At 60.9% G+C, this 21,670-nt stretch carries 21 protein-coding genes; 13 read left to right on the top strand and 8 right to left on the bottom strand.

Annotation, left to right across the window (positions count from 1 at the left end; translation table 11 throughout):
• Positions 1-4 precede the first annotated feature (4 nt).
• The 6 genes from HGP14_RS10405 to HGP14_RS10380 all read right to left on the bottom strand — a co-directional run bounded on the left by HGP14_RS10405 (position 5) and on the right by HGP14_RS10380 (position 6,165).
• Positions 5-943 carry a carbohydrate ABC transporter permease gene (locus HGP14_RS10405; protein WP_168829764.1) on the bottom strand — a complete coding sequence of 313 codons (939 nt, stop codon included), beginning with the start codon at positions 941-943 and terminating at the stop codon, positions 5-7.
• Positions 944-1,007: 64 nt separating this feature from the next.
• Positions 1,008-2,315, bottom strand: coding sequence for an ABC transporter substrate-binding protein (locus HGP14_RS10400; protein WP_168829763.1), 1,308 nt, complete (start codon positions 2,313-2,315; stop codon positions 1,008-1,010).
• Positions 2,316-2,469: 154 nt separating this feature from the next.
• Entirely contained in the window at positions 2,470-3,537 is a 1,068-nt protein-coding gene (locus tag HGP14_RS10395) for an ABC transporter ATP-binding protein (RefSeq protein WP_168829762.1), read from the bottom strand.
• A 100-nt stretch (positions 3,538-3,637) separates the two neighbouring features.
• A complete protein-coding gene (locus HGP14_RS10390) occupies positions 3,638-4,414 on the bottom strand; it encodes an SDR family oxidoreductase (protein WP_168829761.1) in 777 nt (258 codons plus the stop codon).
• On the bottom strand, positions 4,414-5,397 hold the full coding sequence (gene denD / locus HGP14_RS10385) for a D-erythronate dehydrogenase (RefSeq protein WP_168829760.1): 984 nt from the start codon (positions 5,395-5,397) through the stop codon (positions 4,414-4,416). The genes HGP14_RS10390 and denD overlap by 1 nt, the downstream gene beginning before the upstream one ends.
• 24 nt (positions 5,398-5,421) lie before the next feature.
• Complete coding sequence (locus HGP14_RS10380) at positions 5,422-6,165, bottom strand: FadR/GntR family transcriptional regulator (RefSeq protein ID WP_168830285.1); 744 nt, start codon at positions 6,163-6,165, stop codon at positions 5,422-5,424.
• Between the two features lie 477 nt (positions 6,166-6,642).
• Between HGP14_RS10380 and groES the strand changes: the two genes are divergently transcribed.
• The 6 genes from groES to HGP14_RS10350 all read left to right on the top strand — a co-directional run bounded on the left by groES (position 6,643) and on the right by HGP14_RS10350 (position 12,454).
• Complete coding sequence (groES, locus tag HGP14_RS10375; RefSeq protein WP_168829759.1) at positions 6,643-6,957, top strand: co-chaperone GroES; 315 nt, start codon at positions 6,643-6,645, stop codon at positions 6,955-6,957.
• 56 nt (positions 6,958-7,013) lie between these two features.
• A complete protein-coding gene (groL, locus tag HGP14_RS10370; RefSeq protein ID WP_168829758.1) occupies positions 7,014-8,645 on the top strand; it encodes a chaperonin GroEL in 1,632 nt (543 codons plus the stop codon).
• Between the two features lie 321 nt (positions 8,646-8,966).
• Entirely contained in the window at positions 8,967-9,227 is a 261-nt protein-coding gene (locus tag HGP14_RS10365; protein ID WP_168829757.1) for a CrpP-related protein, read from the top strand.
• A 522-nt stretch (positions 9,228-9,749) separates the two neighbouring features.
• Positions 9,750-10,385, top strand: a complete 636-nt coding sequence (locus HGP14_RS10360) for an MEDS domain-containing protein (RefSeq protein ID WP_168829756.1) — start codon at positions 9,750-9,752, stop codon at positions 10,383-10,385.
• A gap of 87 nt (positions 10,386-10,472) precedes the next feature.
• Positions 10,473-12,032, top strand: a complete 1,560-nt coding sequence (locus HGP14_RS10355) for a sensor histidine kinase (RefSeq protein ID WP_205927114.1) — start codon at positions 10,473-10,475, stop codon at positions 12,030-12,032.
• Between the two features lie 86 nt (positions 12,033-12,118).
• Entirely contained in the window at positions 12,119-12,454 is a 336-nt protein-coding gene (locus tag HGP14_RS10350) for a DUF6665 family protein (RefSeq protein ID WP_168829754.1), read from the top strand.
• Between the two features lie 62 nt (positions 12,455-12,516).
• Here HGP14_RS10350 and HGP14_RS10345 read toward each other — a convergent pair whose 3' ends face one another.
• The gene (locus HGP14_RS10345) at positions 12,517-12,990 is read right to left on the bottom strand and encodes an Lrp/AsnC family transcriptional regulator (protein ID WP_168829753.1); all 474 of its coding nucleotides are present in this window, start codon (positions 12,988-12,990) and stop codon (positions 12,517-12,519) included.
• A gap of 155 nt (positions 12,991-13,145) precedes the next feature.
• On the opposite strand from HGP14_RS10345, the gene HGP14_RS10340 reads away from it, so the two are divergent.
• Positions 13,146-13,898: a tryptophan 2,3-dioxygenase family protein gene (locus HGP14_RS10340; RefSeq protein WP_168829752.1), complete on the top strand. Its 753-nt coding sequence runs from the start codon at positions 13,146-13,148 to the stop codon at positions 13,896-13,898.
• Between the two features lie 186 nt (positions 13,899-14,084).
• Here the strand turns inward: HGP14_RS10340 and HGP14_RS10335 are convergent, their stop codons facing one another.
• Entirely contained in the window at positions 14,085-15,281 is a 1,197-nt protein-coding gene (locus HGP14_RS10335) for an ROK family transcriptional regulator (RefSeq protein ID WP_168829751.1), read from the bottom strand.
• Positions 15,282-15,500: 219 nt separating this feature from the next.
• Here HGP14_RS10335 and HGP14_RS10330 point away from each other — a divergent pair, with 219 nt between their 5' ends.
• From HGP14_RS10330 to HGP14_RS10305, 6 genes are all read left to right on the top strand, one after another.
• On the top strand, positions 15,501-16,739 hold the full coding sequence (locus HGP14_RS10330) for an extracellular solute-binding protein (RefSeq protein ID WP_168829750.1): 1,239 nt from the start codon (positions 15,501-15,503) through the stop codon (positions 16,737-16,739).
• A gap of 73 nt (positions 16,740-16,812) precedes the next feature.
• Positions 16,813-17,697 carry a carbohydrate ABC transporter permease gene (locus tag HGP14_RS10325; protein ID WP_168829749.1) on the top strand — a complete coding sequence of 295 codons (885 nt, stop codon included), beginning with the start codon at positions 16,813-16,815 and terminating at the stop codon, positions 17,695-17,697.
• Positions 17,697-18,542 (top strand): carbohydrate ABC transporter permease, encoded by an 846-nt coding sequence (locus tag HGP14_RS10320; protein ID WP_168829748.1) that lies wholly within the window; start codon positions 17,697-17,699, stop codon positions 18,540-18,542. The genes HGP14_RS10325 and HGP14_RS10320 overlap by 1 nt, the downstream gene beginning before the upstream one ends.
• Positions 18,539-19,561, top strand: a complete 1,023-nt coding sequence (locus tag HGP14_RS10315; protein ID WP_168829747.1) for an SIS domain-containing protein — start codon at positions 18,539-18,541, stop codon at positions 19,559-19,561. The genes HGP14_RS10320 and HGP14_RS10315 overlap by 4 nt, the downstream gene beginning before the upstream one ends.
• On the top strand, positions 19,562-20,488 hold the full coding sequence (locus tag HGP14_RS10310; RefSeq protein WP_168829746.1) for a PfkB family carbohydrate kinase: 927 nt from the start codon (positions 19,562-19,564) through the stop codon (positions 20,486-20,488).
• Positions 20,488-21,552: an ABC transporter ATP-binding protein gene (locus HGP14_RS10305; RefSeq protein WP_168829745.1), complete on the top strand. Its 1,065-nt coding sequence runs from the start codon at positions 20,488-20,490 to the stop codon at positions 21,550-21,552. Before HGP14_RS10310 ends, HGP14_RS10305 begins: the two co-directional genes overlap by 1 nt.
• The last annotated feature ends 118 nt before the right edge of the window (positions 21,553-21,670 follow it).

Raw genomic sequence — 21,670 nt, 5'->3', positions numbered from 1 at the left:
GAGCTTAATCCTGGCCGCCCTGCTGCCATTTGCGGCGCTGCAGACCGAAGAAGCTGAACATGATTGCGGCAAGCAGGAAGGGGATCATTGCCACCGCAATGGCGGCCCCCTCGCCCAGTTGGCCGCCCGGAATACCGCGCTGGAAGGACAGCGTCGCCATCAGATGCGTCGCATTGACCGGTCCGCCCTTGGTCAGCACGTAGATGAGCTGGAAATCGGTAAACGTGAAAAGCACGGAGAAGGTCATCACGACCGCGATGATCGGCGTCAGCATGGGCAGCGTCACATACCGGAACCGCTGCCAGCTCGTTGCGCCGTCCAGAGAGGCCGCTTCCTGAAGCGAGGCGGGGATGGTCTGCAGCCCTGCGAGCAGGGAGATCGCGACGAACGGAATGCCGCGCCAGACGTTGGCGACGATGACCGAGATCCGCGCATTGGTGGGATCGCCGAGAAAATTGATCGGTGCATCGATCAGGCCCATCTGCATCAGCGACCAGGAAATGATCGAGAATTGGGCATCGTAGATCCACCAGAAAGCCAGCGCCGAAAGAACCGTTGGAACTACCCACGGCAGAAGCACGATCGCACGGAAGAACGACTTGAATGGCAGATGCTGGTTGAGGAGCAGGGCCAGCCACAGGCCGAGCACGAATTTCATGACGGAGGCGACAAACGTATAAAGCAGGGTGTTGAATACCGACAGCCAGAAGACGGAGTCACTGGCAAGGTACTGATAGTTTTCCAGCCCGATGAAGATACCGTCGCGCCCGATCCTGGTGTCGGTGAAACCAAGCCAGACCCCGAGCCCCAGCGGGTAGGTGAGAAAACAAACCAGAAAGATGGCCGCCGGCAGCATGAAGAGGAAGCCGAGCAGATTGTTGTTCTGCATGAGTGATGCGATCGGGCTGCGCGTCGCCGTATCCCCGGATGTCACGGTCGCCATGGTGTATCTCCTGATGGACAATCGCAGCATGCCGTCGCCGGCATGCTGCAGACTTCAAGCGGGATTAGACCCGGTAGTAGCGATTTGCCCGGCGCTCTGCTTCCTTCATGGCATCTTCCGGGGTCATCTGGCCGGTGACGGCGACAGCGAACATGTCGACCAGCACGTAATCGGCCATCACGCCTGCCGAAGCATAGCCCAGCGGGCCGGCATAGCCGTTCGGCCGGAGCGTTTCGGAAGCGCGGGCATACGGCGCATGAACCGGATCGGCGGTCCAGACCGGATTGTTGGCGAAAGCCTTGAGCGGCTGGCAGCAATAGGCGCTGGAGCCCTCGATCCAGGCGTTCATCTGGTCGCCTTCCATCATGAACTTGATGTAGGCCTTGGCAGCTTCCGGATACTTGGTATGGCTGAAGAGCAGCAGTGAGCTCGTCTGGTGCAGCTCGACACTCTTGCCGACCGGGCCGATCGGGAAGTTGGTCGTTCTGATATCGGCGGCGATCTCCGCAAGCTTCGGATCCTTCTTCGCGGCATAATAGACCGACACGCCGTTGGCGATCAGCGAAACCTGCCCGGCAAGGAATGCACGGTTGTTGTTGATGTCCTGCCAGCTTTCCGTGCCCGGAATGAACGTCGCATAGAGCTCCTTCGCGTAGTTGATGGCTGCCAGCGTCTCAGGGCTGTTGATCGTCACCTTGCCGCTTTCGTCCACCATCTTGCCGCCATGGCTCCAAAGCAGCCAATGGGCATAGTTGTTGCCGTCGCCGACGGCCTTGCCGTGCGGGAATCCGGCCGGTGTGCCCTTTGCCTTCATCGCCTTGCAAAGCTCGAGGAAGCCTGCGGTGTCCTTCGGGAATTCGCTGAAGCCCGCGGCCTTCATATGGCTGTCGCGGTAGACGACGGCGTTGCCGATCGCCGTCAGCGGCATGGCAATGAACTTGTCATCGTGGGTTGCGTAACCGCGCAAGCCGTCATACCAGCCGCCGTATTTGTTGCCGAGGTAGTTGGCAAGCTCGGTCTGGTCGACGAGTTTGTCAGGATATTGGTGGGCGTCGTCGAACCAGCACATCACCATATCAGGGCCGGAGCCGACATTGGCGGCGACAGCGGCCTTCGGGCGGATGTCTTCCCAGCTCTCCTTGTCGATGCGAACCTCGACACCGGTCGCCTCGGTAAACTTCTTCGTGTTTGCAAGCCAGGCGTCCTCGTCTCCCTTGACGAAGGGCGTCCAGCGCAGAAGCCTGAGGCTCGCGCCCGCTTCCGGCTTGTAGCTCGGTTCAGCCTGGGCGAAAGACGGGCGTAGGCCGAACGGCGAGAGGCCCGCCATACCGGCGGCGGCTGCCGAAGCTGCAAGAAAGTCACGTCTCTTCATGTTACTCCTCCTTTGAAGAGCGGGAGCAAGGTCTCCGGCATCCACCGTCCCGCTTGGTGAATGGCGGCTGTCTCATCCGGTTAAACCGGATGCATCCGCATTTACTGGTGAGCGGGAGGTCTCCTCTTCCTCCCGCCCAACAGTCGATACGGTATCAAGCACTCAGTCTCTGGCCGCTTTCGGCGTCAAAGAGATGGACGTGTGGCGCGTCGATCGAGACCCGCAGATTGTCGCCGGGCCGCGCATTGACGCGTTCGCGGAAGATGCAGGTGACATCGCTTCCCGCGAGCTTGCCGATCAGCTGCGTCTCATAGCCCATCGGTTCGATCACAGCGATTTCCACAGGCAGGCCGTTGGCGTCGAGCGCGATATATTCCGGACGCAGGCCATAGATGAGGTCTCGCCCTTTTGCGCCGGCTGGCGGATTTGCGACCGGCAGAACGGTCCCGTCCGAAGCGATGAACTGATTGCCGTTCTCAGGGTTGAGGCGACCCTTGATCATGTTCATGGCCGGCGAGCCGATGAAGCCGGCAACGAAAAGGTTGGCCGGCCGGTCATAGAGATCGAGCGGCGCTCCCACCTGTTCGACCACGCCGTCATGCATGACGACGATCTTGTCGGCCATCGTCATGGCCTCGATCTGATCGTGGGTGACATAGACCGTCGTGGTGCCGAGGCGCTGATGAAGCTCCTTGATCTCCGAGCGCATGGCAACGCGGAGCTTGGCGTCGAGGTTGGAGAGCGGCTCGTCGAAAAGGAAGACCTGCGGATCGCGTACGATCGCCCGGCCCATCGCAACGCGCTGCCGCTGGCCGCCGGAAAGCTGGCGCGGATAGCGTTCCAGAAGCTTGGTGAGGCCGAGAATCTCGGAGGCTTTCTTGACGCGCTGGTCCATATCCGCCTTCGCCGAGCCCTTGAGCTTCAGCGAGAAGGCCATGTTCTGCGCCACCGTCATGTGCGGGTAGAGCGCGTAATTCTGAAATACCATCGCGATATCGCGCTCGCCGGGTGCTAGCCTGTTGACGACGCGGCTGCCGATGCGGATTTCACCTGCGGAGATATTCTCAAGCCCGGCGAGCATTCTGAGAAGGGTCGACTTGCCGCATCCGGACGGTCCGACAAGGATCACGAACTCCCCATCCGCAACCTCGATGTTCACACCCTTGATGACCGGGACCGCCCCGAATGATTTCTTGACATCGATGAATTCGACACCTGCCATAAAAGCTCCTCCCAGAACCTGTTTTGCCTGCAACTGCCGATAATCCTCTCCTCCAGGATATTCGGCGGCAATGCGCAAGCCAATTCGACTTCGGTATGACCTATCCCCTGCCCACAAGCGGCATCTTCGTCGCCATCACGGTCATGGAAAGGACGTTGGCCTCCAACGGCAGGCTTGCCATGTAGACGACCGCGCGGGCGATATGCTCAGCGGGAATGGTCGGCTCGCTGGCGATCTCGCCGTTCGCTTGCAGCACGCCGGAGCTCATCTTCGACGTCATGTCTGTCGCGGCATTGCCGATATCGATCTGACCGCAGGCGATATCGTAGGGCCGCCCGTCGAGCGCGGTCGATTTGGTAAGCCCCGTGATCGCGTGCTTGGTCGCGGTGTAAGGAGCGGAATTCGGGCGTGGCGTGGTTGCCGAGATCGAACCGTTGTTGATGATGCGGCCGCCGCGCGGCTCCTGCGACTTCATCAGCTTGAAGGCTTGCTGCGTGCAAAGAAAGGCGCCGGTGAGATTGGCCGCAACCACACCGTTCCATTGCTCGAAGGTGACCTCTTCCAGTGGGATCGCCGGAACGTTGGTGCCGGCATTGTTGACGAGGAGATCAAGCCGGCCGAACTCGGCCTTGATCTTGCTGAAAAGACCGGCCACCTGCTCGGCGACGCCGATGTCGCACGCGATCGCGCGAACTGTCCCGCCTGTCGCCGCACCAAGGTCGGCAGCGGCTTTCTCCAACACGTCGTTCCGGCGGCCGGTAATGACGACGACATAACCTTCGGCGCTCAATGCCTTGGCGATGTTGTAGCCGATGCCGGTGCCACCGCCGGTGACGAGCGCGATCTGGCCTTTTTGCGCGATTGAGGATTCCGCCATTAGATCTTGCCCCCAAGCTCATCATCGATATGGATCTTGATGATCTCATCGAAGTTGGTTTCCGCCTTGAAGCCGAGCGCGGTCGCGCGCTGCGCATCGAAATCTGTCGCCCAGCCGGAAACGATCGAACGAATAGCGGGATCAGGCTCGCGGCGGATGAGTTTGACTGCCTTTTCGCCGGCAACGCGGCGCAATGCCTCGATCTCCTCGCCGACAAGTGCCGACAGGCCGGGCATGCTCAGATTGCGGCGCGGCCCGATCCTGGCGGTATCGATGCGCGCGGCATGGATGAAGAAGCCGACGGCTGACCGCGGGCTTGCAAACCAGTGGCGGACATTCTCGTCGACCGGAAGCACAGCTTCCTGACCGACGAGCGGTTCGCGGAGAATGTTCGAGAAAAAGCCGGACGCCGCCTTGTTGGGTTTGCCGGGGCGAATGCAGACTGTGGGTAGGCGAATGCCGATGCCGTCGAAGATGCCACGTCTTGAATAATCGGCGAGCAAGAGCTCGCAGATCGCCTTCTGGGTGCCGTAGCTCGTCAGCGGCGTCGTGAAGAAATCATCGCCGATCTTTTCCGGGAACGGCTGTCCGAAAACGGCGATGGATGAGGCGAAGATGAGGCGGGGATTATAGGGCTCCTTCTGTCCCTCATGCCGGATGGCTTCGAAGAGCGAGCGCGTGCCGTCGAGATTGATGCGGTAGCCCTTGTCGAAATCGGCTTCGGCCTCACCGGACACGATGGCGGCGAGATGAAAGATCAGATGCGGCCGCATACCGGCAAGCTTGACCGCGCTTTCAGCATCCGAGAGATCAAGCGCCAACGCGTTGGCAACGGAGGCGAGTGCGTGAGGCACCGGCGGAGCAATGACGTCGACGAGTGTCAGCTTGTCGATGCCGCGGCCGAGCACTTCCGCGTCTGAGCCGAGCTTTTCCACCAATTTGCGGCCGATCATCCCAGCCGCGCCGATAACCATCACATGCATACTGGCTAACTCCTCCCCGTCCGCTCAAGCCGGCTCGCCGGCGGCAAGCAGAACGCTGGTTGTTTCATAAATACGTGTCAGATGATGCTGGAACGCGGCGACCACGGCATCCCTGTCATGCCGAGCCAAGGCGTCCACGATCGCGACGTGGTCGTTGTAACTCGCTTCGATGGCTCCCGGCTGCGACATGGCGTTGCGCCGGTAATTCATCATGTAGGTGTAAAGATCGCTTACGAAGTCGGCGAGCAGTGGGTTGCCGCAGGAGCGATAGATCGCAAGGTGGAATTCGCGATCACAGATCAGAAAGCGCATCGCATCGTCTCCTCCCAGACGTTGCGCTTCCAGCAGGCTCTCGAGCTTTTTCAGTATTTCGCCGTCGATCCTTTCGGCAGCGTCGCCGACGACCTTGAGCTCGATGTGCAGCCGCGCGGCATGAACCGACTCCAGGTCGTAGCTGTCGATGGCGCTCGGCGATGCAATCGTTACCGTGATGTGGCTGAGATCGACTTTGCCGACACGGCTACGGCTTCCATGCGACACTTCGATTATGCGTTGGGCGGCAAGCATCTGGATTGCGCCGCGCACCGTCTCCCGGCTGACGTGAAGAACATTGGCAAGCTCGCGCTCACCCGGCAACTCATCGCCGGGCCGCAGCATGTTTGTCGCGATCAGCACCATCAGCTTTTCAGCGATGACGTCGCGCGCCGTCTGCCGGGTCAGGCTTCGCCCGACATTCGGCACCTGCGTCAAGATCGGGCTCTCCTCCACGATCCCCCTCCCACTGATCCACTGGTCGGTCCACCAGATCAGTTGCACTAAACAGTCTCCGTATCGGACCCGTCAAGAGGCTTTCGTTGCCGCATTGCAGCATGGGTGCTCAGCCGACCGATTCTTGTCGGCAGGCAAATTTCGCCGGCGACGTGGTCGAACGACAACACGGCGAGCGCGCTCGCCCCTATCCTGACGGATTGGTTCGGACTAGCTGCATGCGTCATCGGAACAAGCACGATGCTGCGCGCAGAACCGCTTGAGTATCAGCATGTGACAAACGCGAGTGTGCGGGGTCCGCCGCTCCCACTTAGCACTCTCCCTGCAAGAGTGCTAACTTTTTGCTATGCCCTCTTGAAATTGGAGAAAACGGGAGCAGATTTTTTCCGAGACCCGAGGATGCTTGCCACCCCGGACTGGTCAGGCGGTTCCGGGGAATGGAACATCGATCATCATCGTTTACCCGTGGAGGAGAACATGACGTTCCGACCGCTGCATGACCGCATTCTCGTTCGCCGCGTCGAATCTGACGAAAAGACCAAAGGCGGCATCATCATTCCGGACACAGCGAAAGAAAAGCCGCAGGAAGGCGAAGTGATCGCCGTAGGCCCCGGCGCACGGACAGAAGCCGGCCAGCTGCAGCCACTCGATGTCAAGGCCGGCGACCGCATCCTGTTCGGCAAGTGGTCCGGCACCGAGATCAAGATCGACGGAGAAGACCTTCTGATCATGAAGGAGAGCGATGTAATGGGGATCATCGAGGGGGAGGCTGCCGATACCAAGGCCGCCTAAACGGCTCTCAGGCTGACGTGGTTTCATAGCAGGCTGCTTTATGGAGGAACAAAGACATGGCTGCTAAAGAAGTTAAATTCCATACCGAGGCGCGTGAACGCATGCTTCGCGGCGTCGACATACTTGCCAATGCCGTGAAGGTCACGCTCGGTCCGAAGGGCCGCAACGTCGTTATCGACAAGTCCTTCGGCGCTCCGCGCATCACGAAGGACGGCGTGTCGGTCGCCAAGGAAATCGAGCTGGAAGACAAGTTCGAAAACATGGGCGCCCAGATGCTGCGAGAAGTGGCTTCCAGGACCAGCGATGTGGCAGGCGACGGCACCACGACCGCGACCGTTCTCGCCCAGGCAATCGTCAGAGAAGGTGCCAAGGCTGTTACGTCCGGCATGAATCCGATGGATCTGAAGCGCGGTATCGACCTCGCTGTTGCCGAAGTCGTCAAGGAACTGAAGAACAAGGCGCGGAGTATCTCCAACAACGCCGAAATCGCCCAGGTCGGCTCCATCTCGGCCAATGGCGATGACGAAATCGGCCGCTTCCTTGCCGAAGCAATGCAGAAGGTCGGCAACGAGGGTGTGATCACGGTCGAGGAAGCCAAGACTGCTGAAACCGAACTCGAAGTCGTCGAAGGCATGCAGTTCGACCGCGGCTATCTAAGCCCCTACTTTGTCACCAACCAGGAGAAGATGCGGGTCGAGCTTGAGGATCCCTACATCCTGATCCACGAAAAGAAGCTCTCGAACCTGCAGACCATGCTCCCGGTTCTCGAAGCTGTCGTGCAGTCCGGCAAGCCGCTCCTCATCATCGCTGAAGACGTCGAAGGCGAAGCTCTGGCAACGCTCGTCGTTAACAAGCTGCGCGGTGGCCTGAAGATTGCTGCCGTCAAGGCACCGGGCTTCGGCGATCGCCGCAAGGCCATGCTCGAAGACATCGCCATCCTGACTGCCGGTACGATGATTTCCGAAGATCTCGGCATCAAGCTCGAAAATGTCACCCTCGATATGCTCGGCCGTGCCAAGAAAATCGTGGTGGAGAAGGAAAACACCACGATCATCGACGGTGCTGGCCAGAAGTCCGACATCGAAGGCCGCGTTGCCCAGATCAAGGCCCAGATCGAAGAAACCACCTCCGACTACGACCGCGAGAAGCTGCAGGAGCGTCTTGCCAAGCTCGCTGGCGGCGTTGCTGTCATCCGCGTCGGCGGTTCGACGGAAATCGAAGTGAAGGAAAAGAAGGACCGTGTCGACGATGCGCTGCATGCGACCCGCGCTGCGGTCGAGGAAGGAATTCTACCGGGCGGCGGCGTCGCATTGCTCAGGGCCGTCAAAGCGCTCGAAAATCTCCAGGCGGCCAATACGGACCAGCGGGTCGGTGTCGATATCGTCCGCCGCGCGATTGAAGCCCCGGCGCGCCAGATCGCTGAGAATGCCGGCGCCGAAGGTTCGATCGTCGTAGGCAAATTGCGCGAGAGCAGTGACTTCTCGTTTGGCTGGAATGCGCAGACGGGCGAGTATGGCGACCTCTATGCGATGGGCGTGATCGACCCTGCAAAGGTCGTGCGCACTGCGCTTCAGGATGCCGCCTCCGTTGCAGGCCTTCTGGTGACGACCGAAGCCATGGTGGCGGAGAAGCCCAGGAAAGAATCCGCTGTTCCCGCCATGCCTCCCGGAGCCGGGATGGACTTCTAGCTTGACTTTCGGCCCGCCTGATCAGGCGGGCCGAAAGCCATTTGGTGGCCAAATAGTTTAGACGATCATCAAGCGCGTCCATCCGCAAATTGCTATCCTTGCGTGCATACCGATATATCCGCTTGGTTACCGTGATTAATTACCTTTCGCCCAGCCTTACCTCCTAACCACAATTGATTATTTCGGTTGGCTATTGTTTTCGCTAAGGTGGCTGGGTGCGGTTCTGCAACTGCATCTAGCGATAACTATCTGCCGTGACTTGTTGTTTAGCCTAACCTTTATTAGCGTACTTTCGTAACATTAGAGTGCTGGGGAAAACTAATGACGATCGACGAAATGGTTGATCTGCAAAAGCGCGGATCGCGCGCTCGCGTTCTCGGATTCAAGCTTTCGGACAACCCTTACTTGCATCCGGAAAGAATGCTGGGCCACACAGCCGAAGCGCTTGCCGAATGGCTCGCGAGATATGATGCCTGGAAACTGGGTTGGGAAACCGAGCACGCCATACAGGCGGTCAATCGACGTGACGCCGTGCCTTTCGAGATCGAGCGTAATCGATCCCGCGGGGCCGTTTTCCATTAAGCCGTTTAGATCGCTTCATAGCGAGGATACCGATGGCGCGCCGTTACAGCTTACGCATCGACAACGATCTCTGGTCCATCATCGACATCGCGACGCAAGATCCTGCGAAGCTTGATGGCGTTGTGCTCTCCCGCATGCCTCCAGGGGAGGCTCACCAGATGTTAAAGATCCTCAAGAACATTGAGCGCCTACGGGGTTTCTCTACGAAATACGCCACATCGACTATTCGAATATCCAGATTGTCCCAGACGGCAAAACGTGCTGCCGTATCTCCATGGTTGCGCACCAACACATAGCAACGCCCCCACGAGGTTCATCTCTCCTCCTTCAGCCCGGCATCTGCAGCGGCGGCACTTCGACTTGCCATCAAGTGCAAGAAGGTATTTAATTCCAGTGACATCTCTTCACTCGTGCGAACGGCTCGATCTGTCTTGAAGCCAAAGCATGCGTGACTCGCCGTTCGGCAAGTTACCAGACGAGATGCAGCCACTTCTTCATGCGCTCTGTCGCAGGGAGTGAACCATGGCCGAAGCCAAAAGAACCATCGAGTTGGCGAGATCGACAGTAGCGTGTGGCTGTCATGCATGCGCTTTCTTCCATACCAGGGACGAAGAGTACCAAATCCTCCTGCCCTTTGTGAAAGACGGTCTGGAGACGGGCGATAAGACCTTCCAGTTTGTCGACAAGGCGCATCGAGCGGAGCGGCTTGCGCGCCTGAGAGAGAGCGGCATCGACATAGCGGACGCCGAGCAAAACGGGCAGTTTGATATGCTTTCCTGGGAGGACGGCTATTTGCGCGACGGGCGCTTCGATCAGCAGGCGATGCTCGCACTGCTGGAAGACCTGTTCAGTGCCGCTAAGAAGCAGGGCTTCGGCTTGACCCGGCTGTGGGCGAACATGGAATGGGCGCTCTCAGAGCTTCCGGGTGTGCACGACATCGTCGAGTACGAGTCGCGACTGAATTATATCCTGCCGAATTACGACCAAGTGACCGTCTGCACCTACGACCTGACAAGGTTCAGTGCCGCCGTCACAATGGACATTCTGCGCACCCATCCTCAGGTGATCATTGGGGGAATCCTGCGGGAGAATCCATACTACGTGCCACCGGACGAATTGCTCAACGAGGTGCGTGGCCGAGGGGCCTCAGCGCATTGAGGGCCAGCGCGGCGGGGGAAAATGCCGACGAGACCGGTCATGCCGCGAGTGCAGGCGCTCTCCGATCCAACGGAGTTGCGCCGTTGCATGCGTGACCTCCTCGCGCTTTCCGCGCTGCCGGCAATCTTGCAGAGCTACGATCCGTATCAGATGGCCGACAGCATCGCAGCAGCGCTCGTTTCGATGCTCGACTCGGAATTCGTTTACATCTCCCTTCACGGAACACGCGATGGTCCGCTGATCGAGATCGCACGGGCCGACGGGCGGAGCGCTGCCGATTCACTGGAGGCAATTCGCGCGGTGCTGCCTGAGATCTTGCCGACACTCTCATCCGACCGCCAGCTGGCCGTCGCCAATCCCGTTGGAGGGGGCACGGCGAGCATTGCTGTTGCGCCGATCGGACTGGGTGGCGACTCGGCGATCGTCGTAGGTTCGCAGAGACCGGATTTTCCGACCCCCAATGAACGGCTTCTCCTCGGGATCGCCGCCAACGAAGCGACCGTTGCATTGCAACGGTGGCAGGCGGAGACGGAAGAAAGGACCCGGCAGACCGAAGAGGAACTTCAACTCGTCATCGACACCATTCCCGCGTTGGTTTGGAGCGCTCTGCCTGACGGCTCTGTCAACTTCGTCAACAAGCGCTTGATCGAATACACAGGTCTTCCTTTGGAGGAGGTCAAGGGATGGGGCTGGACGGTTTCGTGGCATCCCGCTGACCGCGCAACGCTCCTGGAGAAGTGGCGTACTGCCCTGGGAGCGGGAAACCCTTTCACGCTGGAAGCACGCGTGCGGCGGGCTGATGGAGAATATCGGTGGTTCCTGTGCAGCACGGTGCCGCGGCATGATGACCTCGGAAATATCGTCACCTGGTACGGAACGATCACTGATGTGGAGGATCGCAAGCGGGCCGAGGAGGCGGAGAAAGCGCTGCACCAGGCGCAGGCGGACCTCGCCCATCTTACGCGCGTGTCGACTCTCGGGGAGCTGACGTCGTCGATTGCCCATGAGGTCAACCAGCCGCTCGCCGCGGTCGTCGCCAACGCCAATGCCGCTTTGCGCTGGTTGGGCACCCAGCCGCCCAATCTGGAAGAGGCCCAGGCGGCGCTCGGCCGCATCAGCAGGGACGGCAGTCGAGCCGGCGACGTCATCCGCCGCATCCGGGCCCTCGTCAAGAAAGCGCCGCCGCGGAAGGACCGGTTGGACATCAATGAAATCATCATCGACGTCATCGCCCTCACCCGCAGCGAAGTGCTGAGGAATGGCGTCTCGCTGGAGACCCGGCTCGGAAGGGATCTTCCGCCCATCCGCGGGGATCGAGTTCAATTGCAACAGGTGATCCTTAACTTTATCATCAACGCCATCGAAGCGATGAGCGAAGTAACGGAGCGGCCCCGAGAATTGGCGATCGACTCCGGGAAGGATGCATCCACCGGCGTACTTGTTACAGTGCGCGATTCCGGCCCAGGCCTTGAACCTGAGAGTTTTGACCACCTCTTCGATGCTTTTTATACGACCAAGCCTGGTGGCATGGGCATGGGGCTGTCGATTTGCCGTTCAATCATAGAAGCGCATGGCGGTCAGGTGCAGGCGGCGAATGTACCCCAAGGTGCCGTCTTTCAGTTCAGCGTGCCCACCGCCGCATCGTAAGTCTGTACTTACTAAATCGGAGGAAATTGGCAGGCGGTGTCAAGCCGTGTAGAAAGAGCCAACACTCTTGCCATGCGGAGATCAATATGAGTGTTCGTCCGCCTCGCGGCCTCAATCCATCGAGTACCACTGAGACAGGTCTCGGTATCCTCGAGTATGAGCTGATGTCGGAACGTGCCTCCGCGCTCGGCCGGCAGGGCCTGAAGGTCGAGGAGGCCCTAGCCGCGCTTCGGAACGGCGAGGCAAAGGGCAAGGTCGGCGTGGAGCAGGAGACACTCGTCGATGCTGCGGCCGAAGCAGTCTGGGCGCTCTTCGTCCATCGCGAGATCTGCGGGCTGCGCAACAACCGCGACGTCATCCAGCGCTACGGAATTCCGGGCGAGGTGCTTGCACGGCTTGGCGCCAAACCGCGGCACGCCTGACACCTAAGCCAGGGCCTTTCAAGCAAATGGAAACAGTTCTGTCGGCGATGTCGGCGCCCATCCTATCGTTTCTGGATGTGGCAGGTCGCGGCTGCGAATGAAATGTCGCCCTTGATTTCGCGCATCGCCATCGAGGTCACGGTTCGACGCACGCCGGGCAACCGGCTCAGTTCCTCTCGCAGCATGCGGTCGAGAGCGGCCATGTCGATGGTAACGACATGCAGCAGATAGTCGGCCTCCCCCGTCGTCGCGTGGCATCGCCAGATCAGCGGATGTCTGATCACAGCCTCTTCAAACTCTTCCGATAGTTCAAAATCGATCGACACTTGGATGAAGGCCTCGATGCCGAAGCCGAGTTTTGCGGGATCCAGCCGGGTCGTATAGCCGCGAATGATGCCGGCATCCTCCAGCGCCTTCACGCGCTTCCAACATGGTGTCTTGCTGAGGCCGACGGCTTCAGCGAGACCCGCAAAGGAGATGCGGGCATCCGCCTCAAGCGCGCTAACGATCTTTCGATCCAGATTATCCAAAGTCATCTGTTCCATGCTTTGCCGTAGGTCGTCACAATCATTCTCTCATTGTCATCATCAGGATAACAGAAAGGAACAATGTTCAAGCAAAAAGCGATTAATGTGACGGTGGGCACAGCGCAGCAGGACCGGCGCAAATGCCGGCAGAAGGAGCCGCCGCAATGCAAAAGGAAGAATATTACGCCCGCATCGAAACGCCCGAGATGCTCGACTACGGCGTCTATCTCCAATGCGACAAACTACTCGACTGTCAAAAGCCGCTGGCGGAGATGGCGAATGCTGACGAGCTGCAGTTTCAGATCGTCCATCAGGTCGAAGAGCTATGGATGAAGCTCATCGCCTATACACTCGTCGACGTCATCGATTTCATGGAAAAGCAGAATACCCATCGCATCGTCACGCTTATGGGGCGCGTTCATCGCCTGATGCGGATGATGACGGCGCAGTTCGACCTTCTCGAAACCATGTCGCCGAAAGAATACCAGCAGATCCGCCTTCAGCTCGGCAATGGCAGCGGCCAGGAGTCGCCGGGCTTCAAACTCTTGTTGCGTATGCCGCCGGATCTCTGGCGAGCCTTCAAGAGTGCCTATCTCGATGGCCGCGGCCTTTCAGTCGAGGATATCTATGATGCAAGATATGACCATGGCGACAGCTATGTTGTCGCCGAGGCGCTGATTGAATTCGACGAATTGTTTCAGAAATTCCGCGCCAACCATCTCTATCTGATCCACCGCTCGATCGGGCTCGCGTCAAAATCGCTGAAAGGCCGCCCGGTCGAGCTGCTGCGGGCCGGCGCGCACCACCGGTTTTTCCCCGAGCTTTGGGATATCCGCTGCGAGATGACGGATCGTTGGGGCAGCCAGTATGGTGTGGTCCGAGACTCGATCAGCCTGCCGGAAGCGGGTGCCGAATAGGCCCAGTCCGTTCCGTCCAGCCGATCCCGCAACACGGCCCGGCGAAGCAGCATGTTCGGCGCATGGCGCAGCGGCGTGTGGCGGGGTGATTTTCCGCCATTATCTTCGCCAGGTGTGCCCATCGCGAAGCCTCGGTCCAGACGCAAAATCTTTCTGGCAGAACGATTCCGTTTGAACTTGAAGGCTCTAAGCCTTCAGGATTGCGGAGAAGCGCGGGTCGAAGGCATGGCCGATCGGCTCAGCGGCAGCACCGCGGGCAACCGTCCAGGGATCTGTCATGCCGAGCTGAAGTCGCGGCAGGATACGATCGGGACGGTCCGCGTTGGACGGCAGCAGCGGCTGCATCGCGGCGAGCAGCCGCGTTGCCAATGCCTCCGGCGCGCCGCACAGAATGACCGTCTGCGGATCGAAGACTGTTTCAATCAGGTGAACGCTCCAGCGCAGGTCCGCAGCCGCCTCCTTCACCCAGGCGAGGATTTTCGGATCGTCCTTTGCCGTGCGCTCCCCGATGAGCGCATAGATATCCGGCGCCATCGGATCGACACCGAGATGCTGGTAGAGCGAGGCGAGCGAGGCGCGATGTTCCAGCGGTGTCTGCCTGCCGCCCGACGTGAGGAGCGCCATGCCGATTTCGCCGGCATTGCCATGAGCGCCGCTATAAAGTTCGCCGCCAAGAATCAGGCCGGCGCCAATGCCGTATCCGACGTAGAGACAGACGGCATCGTCGAGCCCGTGAGCCCTGCCAACCATGCGCTCGGCCGTTGCGCAGGCTGCCGCGTCGTTCTGAAGGCTGACATTGAGGCCCGTGCCCGCAGCCAGCGTTTCCAGCAGCGGAAACCGCTGCCAGGCGCCCATCACCCAGGGATCGTTATCGTCCTCTTCAATCCCGAAGGGGCCGGGCATGGCAACGCCGAGGCCGACCAGCCGTTTGTCTGCCTGCGGGACCAGCCGCTTCAACTCGCTGCGAACATCGTCGAGGAGTTGCAGGACGACCGGTGTTCCGATGGCCGGCCCGCCGGCAGGAAGATTGGCTTCCTTCCGGACGAGACCATTGCCGACCAGGTCGACCGCAATTGCGCGCGTGATGTGGCGGTCGATCTGCAGGCCGATGGCGAAGGCACCCTCTGGCACCAGCCCGTAGGGCGTCGACGGCTGCCCCCTGCCGCGGCGTACCATCTCCTGCGACGAAACGAGGCCGATATTTTCCAGCTCTTCGATGATGTTGGAGACGGTCTGCTTCGTCAGCAGCGTGGCGCGCGCGAGATCAGCCCGCGACAACGCGCCGTTCAGGCGCAGCGCGTCGATGATCACCCGCCGGTTATGGGCGCTGGTGCCTTCGTGGTTCGTTCCGCTCGTGGCCCTGATCGGGCGAATATCGTTCATCCGTTTTTGCCTCTTGACACCAGTAAAATATTGAAGAACTATTAAGTCAATACAATTGACTAAAAAAGAAACCGGAGAGTTTCAGGGAACGCAGGGGCATCGCCCGTCGGCGATCCGATCAGGTTTGGCACCCGGTCTGCCGGTTGCCCTTTCGATAGCCAATGGCGACAGGAGCCGCCGTTGGAAAATCGCGTGACTGTCAAAAAACTGGAGGCTGGAATGTTGAAATCATTAAACAAGACGCTGGTCGGCGCCGCGCTGATCAGCGTATCCTTTGCATCGCATGCATTTGCCGAAACAACCCTGAACGCCCTCTTCATGGCCCAGGCCGCCTACAGTGAAGCGGATGTGCGCGCCATGACGGATGCCTTCACCAAGGCCAACCCCGACGTCAAGGTCAATCTTGAATTCGTCCCCTATGAAGGACTGCACGACAAGACCGTTCTGGCCCAGGGTTCCGGCGGCGGCTACGACGTCGTGCTGTTCGACGTTATCTGGCCGGCCGAATACGCGAGCAACAACGTTCTGGTCGACGTCTCCTCGCGCATCACCGACGAGATGAAGAAGGGCGTACTGCCGGGCGCCTGGACGACCGTACAGTACGATGGCAAGTACTACGGAATGCCCTGGATTCTTGATACCAAATACCTGTTCTACAACAAGGAAATCCTCGAGAAGGCCGGCATCAAGGCACCGCCGAAGACCTGGGACGAGCTGGCCGAGCAAGCCAAGGCCATCAAGGACAAGGGCCTCCTGGCCACCCCAATCGCCTGGAGCTGGTCGCAGGCCGAGGCAGCGATTTGTGACTACACGACGCTCGTCAGCGCCTATAAGGGCGATTTCCTGAAGGACGGCAAGCCGGACTTCCAAACCGGCGGCGGCCTCGATGCCCTGAAGTACATGGTGTCGAGCTACACCTCCGGCCTGACCAACCCGAACTCCAAGGAATTCCTGGAAGAGGATGTCCGCAAGGTCTTCCAGAACGGCGATGCCGCCTTCGCGCTGAACTGGACCTACATGTACAACATGGCGAACGATCCGAAGGACAGCAAGGTTGCCGGCAAGGTCGGCGTTGTACCGGCCCCTGGTGTTGCGGGCAAGAGCGAGGCTTCGGCCGTCAACGGCTCGATGGGCCTTGGTGTCACGACCGCCAGCAAGCATCCGGATGAGGCTTGGAAGTACATCGCCTTCATGACGTCGCAGGCGACGCAGAACGAGTATGCCAAGCTTAGCCTGCCGATCTGGGCCTCGTCCTATGACGATCCGGCTGTGACCAAGGGACAGGAAGAGCTGATCTCGGCTGCCAAGGTTGGTCTTGCCGCCATGTATCCGCGTCCGACGACGCCGAAGTATCAGGAACTTTCGACTGCGCTGCAGCAGGCGATCCAGGAATCGCTCCTCGGCCAGTCTACGCCGGAAGACGCCCTGAACTCTGCTGCCGAAAACAGCGGCCTCTAAGACTTGTACCCGGGCGGCGCCTGCCGCCGCCCGTTCCCGATCCTGCCCGATGAATGAAAAAGGTGGCCCTGCCATGTCCGGCACCTGGATGACAACCCGCGCCTGGCTCTTGATGCTGCCCCTGCTTGTGGTGATGGTCGCCGTCATCGGATGGCCTCTCGTCGACACCGTCGGCCTTTCATTCACGGATGCGAAGCTTGTCGGTACCGGCGGCAATTTCGTCGGCATCGACAACTACGTGAAGATGCTCTCGGGTTCGAATTTCCAGCGCACATTGATCACGACGACATGGTTCGCGATCATATCCGTTGCCGCAGAGATGGTGGTGGGCGTACTTGCCGCGCTGCTGTTGAACCAGGAGTTTCGCGGACGCGGCGTATTGCGGGCGCTGATGATCCTGCCCTGGGCGCTGCCGACGGTCGTGAACGCGACGCTGTGGCGGCTGATCTACAATCCGGAATATGGTGCGCTCAATGCGGCGCTGAACCAGCTTGGCCTTATCGATGCCTATCGCTCATGGCTCGGCGAACCCGGTACCGCGCTGACGGCACTGATCGTCGCTGACTGCTGGAAGAACTTTCCGCTGGTGGCGCTGATTGCCCTCGCCGCCCTGCAGGCGGTGCCCCGCGAGATCACGGCGGCCTCACTGGTCGACGGTGCGGGGCCGTTTGCCCGCTTTCGCTTTGTCATCCTGCCCTATCTCGCCGGCCCGCTGATGGTGGCGCTGGTGCTTCGCACGATCGAGGCCTTCAAGGTGTTCGACATCATCTGGGTCATGACTCGCGGCGGCCCCGCAAATAGCACGCGCACGCTCTCCATCCTCGTTTATCAGGAGGCCTTCTCCTTCCAGCGGGCCGGCTCCGGCGCATCGCTTGCGCTCATCGTCACACTGCTGGTCACGCTGCTTGCCGTCGCCTATGCCACCCTGGTCCGCAAGACGGCGGGGAGTGCTGCCTGATGGAACGCAAGAGCCCCTATTTCACCGCTTTCATCTATGTCTGCGCGCTGCTGCTGGCGGTCGTCATCCTGGCGCCGATCTTCTGGCTCTTCATCATGAGCATATCGCCGGCTGCCGATCTTGCTGCCAAGCCGCTGCGCTGGTGGCCACACACGGCCGATTTCTCTCGTTACCAGCTGCTGCTTTCCACGCTGGAAAACAGTGCTGGCGCCGCCTTCACCGCATCGCTGCGCAACAGCATAGAGGTCGCTGGCATGGCGACGGTCGCCGCGATCGCGCTTGCCATTCCGGCCGGCTGGGCCGTCTCGCGCACCCCGTCAATCGGGTGGTCGCTCTCCATGGTGATTGCAACCTATATGCTGCCGCCGGTCGCGCTTTCCGTGCCGCTCTATATGGGCCTTGCTTATCTCGGCATGCTCAACACCGTCTTCGGTCTGTCGCTCGTCTATCTGACGATCCTCGCGCCCTTCACGACCTGGCTGATGAAATCCGGCTTCGATTCCATTCCCAGGGAGATCGAATCCGCTGCGATGATCGACGGTGCGGGTCTTTTCCAGACACTGAGGATCCTCACCCTGCCGCTTGCCATGCCGGTAGTCGCGACATCCGCACTCTTTGCCTTCCTGCTTGCCTGGGATGAATTCTTCTATGCGCTGCTGTTCACGTCCGACCAGCGCGCCAAGACGCTCACCGTCGCCATCGCCGACCTGGCCGGCGGCCGTGTCTCGGATTACGGACTGATTGCGACCGCCGGTGTGCTCGCCGCCCTGCCCCCGGTGCTGATCGGTCTTGTCACGCAACGCACCCTGATTTCGGGGCTCACGAGTGGCGGCGTCAAGGGATGAACATGACCACAGAGAAAAGCCGCCCGGCAGGTCTTGCCGCGATCGATCGCGAAATGGCGCGGCAGCATACCGATGCGATAGCATCTTACGAAAGCGCGGGCGAAATGGCCGCCAAAGCTGCCGCGTCGCTGAAGCGCACCGGCAAGCTTTTGCTGCTCGGCATGGGTGGCTCGCACGCCGTCAACCGGGCTGTCGAACCGCTCTATCGCGCGGCCGGTTTCGACGCGATCGCCCTGCCGCTGTCGGAGCAGCTCGGCCAGCCGCTCTCGCTCGATGGCCGCACGGTCTTCGTGACATCGCAATCAGGTGAAAGCGCAGAGGTCCTGCGCTGGTTCGACGAGACCGGCGCAAATGCGGACACCTTTGGCCTGACGCTGGAAGGCGGCTCCTTTCTGGCGCGGACGGCCCCGTCGCTGGTCGGCGCGGGCGGCACCGAGCTCGCCTTCGCGGCAACGCGGAGTCTGACCGTCACTTTCGCACTGCATCTCGCGATCTTCGCAGCGCTTGGGGAGGATCCGGCAGCGGCACTGGCGGTGTTGGGGGCGCCGCAGAGCCTCGATATCGAACCTGCTCTGGCAGCCCTCGCAAATGTCGCCACGGTCGTCACGTCCGGGCGCCGTTTGCAGGGTGTCGCGGAAGCGCTCGCGCTCGGCCTCACAGAGCTGTCGCGCCGTCCCTGCTTCTCGCTTGAAGGCGGACAGCTTCGCCATGGACCTATGGAAATGCTGGGCCCCTCGATCGGCGTCGTGCTTTTCCGTGGCCAGGATGCGACGGCAGGTCTCGTGACGGCCATGGCCGTCTCGGCGGTCGAGACGGGTGCGCCGGTCATCGTCTTCGACTCCTCGGGCGAGGAGCCGGTTGCCGGCGCCGTCACGCTACCCTTCAAGCCTGCGAGCGGTCTGGCCGCGATCTTCCAGCTGCTGCCGGTTGCGCAGTCTCTGATGATCGCATTCGCCGATGCACGCGTCGAAAATGCCGGGACGCCAGTCCGCTCTACCAAGATCACCCGGAGCGAGTGAATGAAGCCGCTTACCGTCATCGGCAACGTCAATATCGACCTGATCCTCGGCCCGGCCGCCCCCTGGCCGAAGGCCGGCACCGAAATCATCGTCGATCATGATGAATTGCGCGTCGGCGGCGCAGCCGGCAACAGTGCGCTCGCATGGGAGGGTCTCGGCGTCGACTACGAGATCGCCGCCAATGTCGGCGATGATCAGTTCGGCCGCTGGCTGAGCGAGGCCTTCGGCGAGCGCGCCAGCAAATGGCCGGTGCGCCCGGAAGGCACGACGCTCTCGGTCGGCATCACGCATCCCGACGGCGAGCGCACCTTCTTCACCACGCGCGGGCACCTGCCCCGCTTCAGCCTAGCCGACGTGCATGCCGTGCTCGATGGGGCCCGGCTTTCCGGCGGCTACGCCCTGCTCTGCGGTTCCTTCCTGACCGACGACCTGACGCGCGACTACGATGCCTTCTTCGACTGGACCGACCAACACCGGATTACGGTCGCCCTTGATACCGGCTGGCCGCTCGACGGCTGGACAGAAGCAAATTGTGCGGCAACGCGGCAATGGCTCTCCCGCTGCGGGGTCGCGCTGCTCAACGAGGTGGAGACGACGACCCTGACCGGCATCGATGATCCCGCCGTGGCGGCGCGTGTCCTGCGCTCGCATATGCCGTCAGGTGCGATCGTCGTCGTCAAGCGCGGTCCCGAGGGGGCGATCGCCATCGATGCGGATGGCAACCTGGTCTCGGCGGCAGCCCCCAAGGTGAAGGTCGTCGATACGATCGGCGCTGGCGACGTCTTCAACGCTGGATTCCTTGCCGCCCTTGCCCGCGGGGAAGTGCTCGCGTCCTGCCTTTCGGCGGGAACCGAGGTGGCATCCCGCGCCATATCCACCCTCCCACGCAGCTATCGTGCGGCAAAGATATCCGGGGAGGCCGTTTGATGAGCGCGCTCGAGATCCAGAACATCCGCAAGACCTATGGCGACGTCGAGACGCTGAAAGGCATCGACATTTCGCTGGAGAGCGGCGAGTTCCTCGTGCTGCTCGGCTCCTCGGGCTGCGGAAAATCCACCCTGCTCAACATCATTGCCGGGCTGGCGGAGGCAACGAGCGGCGACGTCAGGATCGGCGGCCGGTCGGTGCTTGGCGTCCATCCAAAGGACCGGGACATTGCCATGGTGTTCCAGTCCTACGCGCTCTATCCCAACCTCTCCGTTCATCGCAACATCGGCTTCGGCCTCGAAATGCGCAAGGTGCCCACGGCGCAGCGCAACGCGGCTGTGCGCGACACCGCGAAGCTCCTGCAGATCGAAGCCCTGCTTGACCGCAAGCCGAGCCAGCTCTCCGGCGGCCAGCGCCAGCGCGTGGCAATCGGCCGGGCGCTGGTGCGCAAGCCGGAGGTCTTCCTCTTCGACGAGCCGTTGTCGAACCTCGACGCAAAGCTGCGCATGGAAATGCGGACTGAGCTGAAGCGGCTGCACCAGATGCTGAAGACCACCGTCGTCTATGTCACCCACGACCAGATCGAGGCGATGACGCTCGCGACCCGCATCGCGGTCATGCGCGATGGCAGGATCGAGCAGCTCGGCACTCCTGAGGAAATCTACAATAGCCCGGCGACGCTCTACGTCGCGACCTTCGTCGGCGCGCCTCCGATGAATCTCCTGAATGCCACCATCGTCGATGGCGCTCTGAGGGTCGACGGCACCTCCACCGTCCTGCCCCTACCGGCGGCTGCGGCAAAACTCGGTCAAGGCCACGAAGTCGTTCTAGGCATCAGGCCGGAGGCGCTGCGGCTTGCGGAGCCCGGCGCGTTCGAAGCCGTCTGCGAGGTGGCCGAACTCACCGGACCTGAAATGATCGTGACCGCCCAGCTCGGGCCGCATCGGCTGATGGCCGCCCTCCCGCCCCGAACCGCCGTCACCGCCGGCCAGAAGATCGGACTGACCTTCGATCCCGATGCGCTGCATCTCTTCGACCGCGCAAGCGGGCGCCGCTGCGGCTGACCATATAGCGTCTGCCGCCCTTCTGACGGATGTGTCGTCGTCAGTGTGCTGGCGGCGAGGCCGGAGTCTGTGGCCCCGGCGCATTTACCCCGTCAGCCATCGACCCGCAGGGCTGGAA

The sequence above is a fragment of the Rhizobium sp. P32RR-XVIII genome, from assembly GCF_012641395.1.
Classification (GTDB): Bacteria; Pseudomonadota; Alphaproteobacteria; order Rhizobiales; family Rhizobiaceae; genus Rhizobium.
Note: the sequence above shows the minus strand (reverse complement) of the source record. Positions and strands in the feature narration are given on the sequence as shown.

What these genes read in the sequence shown, in the direction of transcription:
- HGP14_RS10405 (WP_168829764.1), bottom strand. Translation starts at nt 943, where the DNA reads ATGGCGACCGTGACATCCGGGGATACGGCGACGCGCAGCCCGATCGCA.
- HGP14_RS10400 (WP_168829763.1), bottom strand. Translation starts at nt 2,315, where the DNA reads ATGAAGAGACGTGACTTTCTTGCAGCTTCGGCAGCCGCCGCCGGTATG.
- HGP14_RS10395 (WP_168829762.1), bottom strand. Translation starts at nt 3,537, where the DNA reads ATGGCAGGTGTCGAATTCATCGATGTCAAGAAATCATTCGGGGCGGTC.
- HGP14_RS10390 (WP_168829761.1), bottom strand. Translation starts at nt 4,414, where the DNA reads ATGGCGGAATCCTCAATCGCGCAAAAAGGCCAGATCGCGCTCGTCACC.
- denD (WP_168829760.1), bottom strand. Translation starts at nt 5,397, where the DNA reads ATGCATGTGATGGTTATCGGCGCGGCTGGGATGATCGGCCGCAAATTG.
- groES (WP_168829759.1), top strand. Translation starts at nt 6,643, where the DNA reads ATGACGTTCCGACCGCTGCATGACCGCATTCTCGTTCGCCGCGTCGAA.
- groL (WP_168829758.1), top strand. Translation starts at nt 7,014, where the DNA reads ATGGCTGCTAAAGAAGTTAAATTCCATACCGAGGCGCGTGAACGCATG.
- HGP14_RS10365 (WP_168829757.1), top strand. Translation starts at nt 8,967, where the DNA reads ATGACGATCGACGAAATGGTTGATCTGCAAAAGCGCGGATCGCGCGCT.
- HGP14_RS10360 (WP_168829756.1), top strand. Translation starts at nt 9,750, where the DNA reads ATGGCCGAAGCCAAAAGAACCATCGAGTTGGCGAGATCGACAGTAGCG.
- HGP14_RS10355 (WP_205927114.1), top strand. Translation starts at nt 10,473, where the DNA reads ATGCGTGACCTCCTCGCGCTTTCCGCGCTGCCGGCAATCTTGCAGAGC.
- HGP14_RS10350 (WP_168829754.1), top strand. Translation starts at nt 12,119, where the DNA reads ATGAGTGTTCGTCCGCCTCGCGGCCTCAATCCATCGAGTACCACTGAG.
- HGP14_RS10345 (WP_168829753.1), bottom strand. Translation starts at nt 12,990, where the DNA reads ATGACTTTGGATAATCTGGATCGAAAGATCGTTAGCGCGCTTGAGGCG.
- HGP14_RS10340 (WP_168829752.1), top strand. Translation starts at nt 13,146, where the DNA reads ATGCAAAAGGAAGAATATTACGCCCGCATCGAAACGCCCGAGATGCTC.
- HGP14_RS10335 (WP_168829751.1), bottom strand. Translation starts at nt 15,281, where the DNA reads ATGAACGATATTCGCCCGATCAGGGCCACGAGCGGAACGAACCACGAA.
- HGP14_RS10330 (WP_168829750.1), top strand. Translation starts at nt 15,501, where the DNA reads ATGTTGAAATCATTAAACAAGACGCTGGTCGGCGCCGCGCTGATCAGC.
- HGP14_RS10325 (WP_168829749.1), top strand. Translation starts at nt 16,813, where the DNA reads ATGTCCGGCACCTGGATGACAACCCGCGCCTGGCTCTTGATGCTGCCC.
- HGP14_RS10320 (WP_168829748.1), top strand. Translation starts at nt 17,697, where the DNA reads ATGGAACGCAAGAGCCCCTATTTCACCGCTTTCATCTATGTCTGCGCG.
- HGP14_RS10315 (WP_168829747.1), top strand. Translation starts at nt 18,539, where the DNA reads ATGAACATGACCACAGAGAAAAGCCGCCCGGCAGGTCTTGCCGCGATC.
- HGP14_RS10310 (WP_168829746.1), top strand. Translation starts at nt 19,562, where the DNA reads ATGAAGCCGCTTACCGTCATCGGCAACGTCAATATCGACCTGATCCTC.
- HGP14_RS10305 (WP_168829745.1), top strand. Translation starts at nt 20,488, where the DNA reads ATGAGCGCGCTCGAGATCCAGAACATCCGCAAGACCTATGGCGACGTC.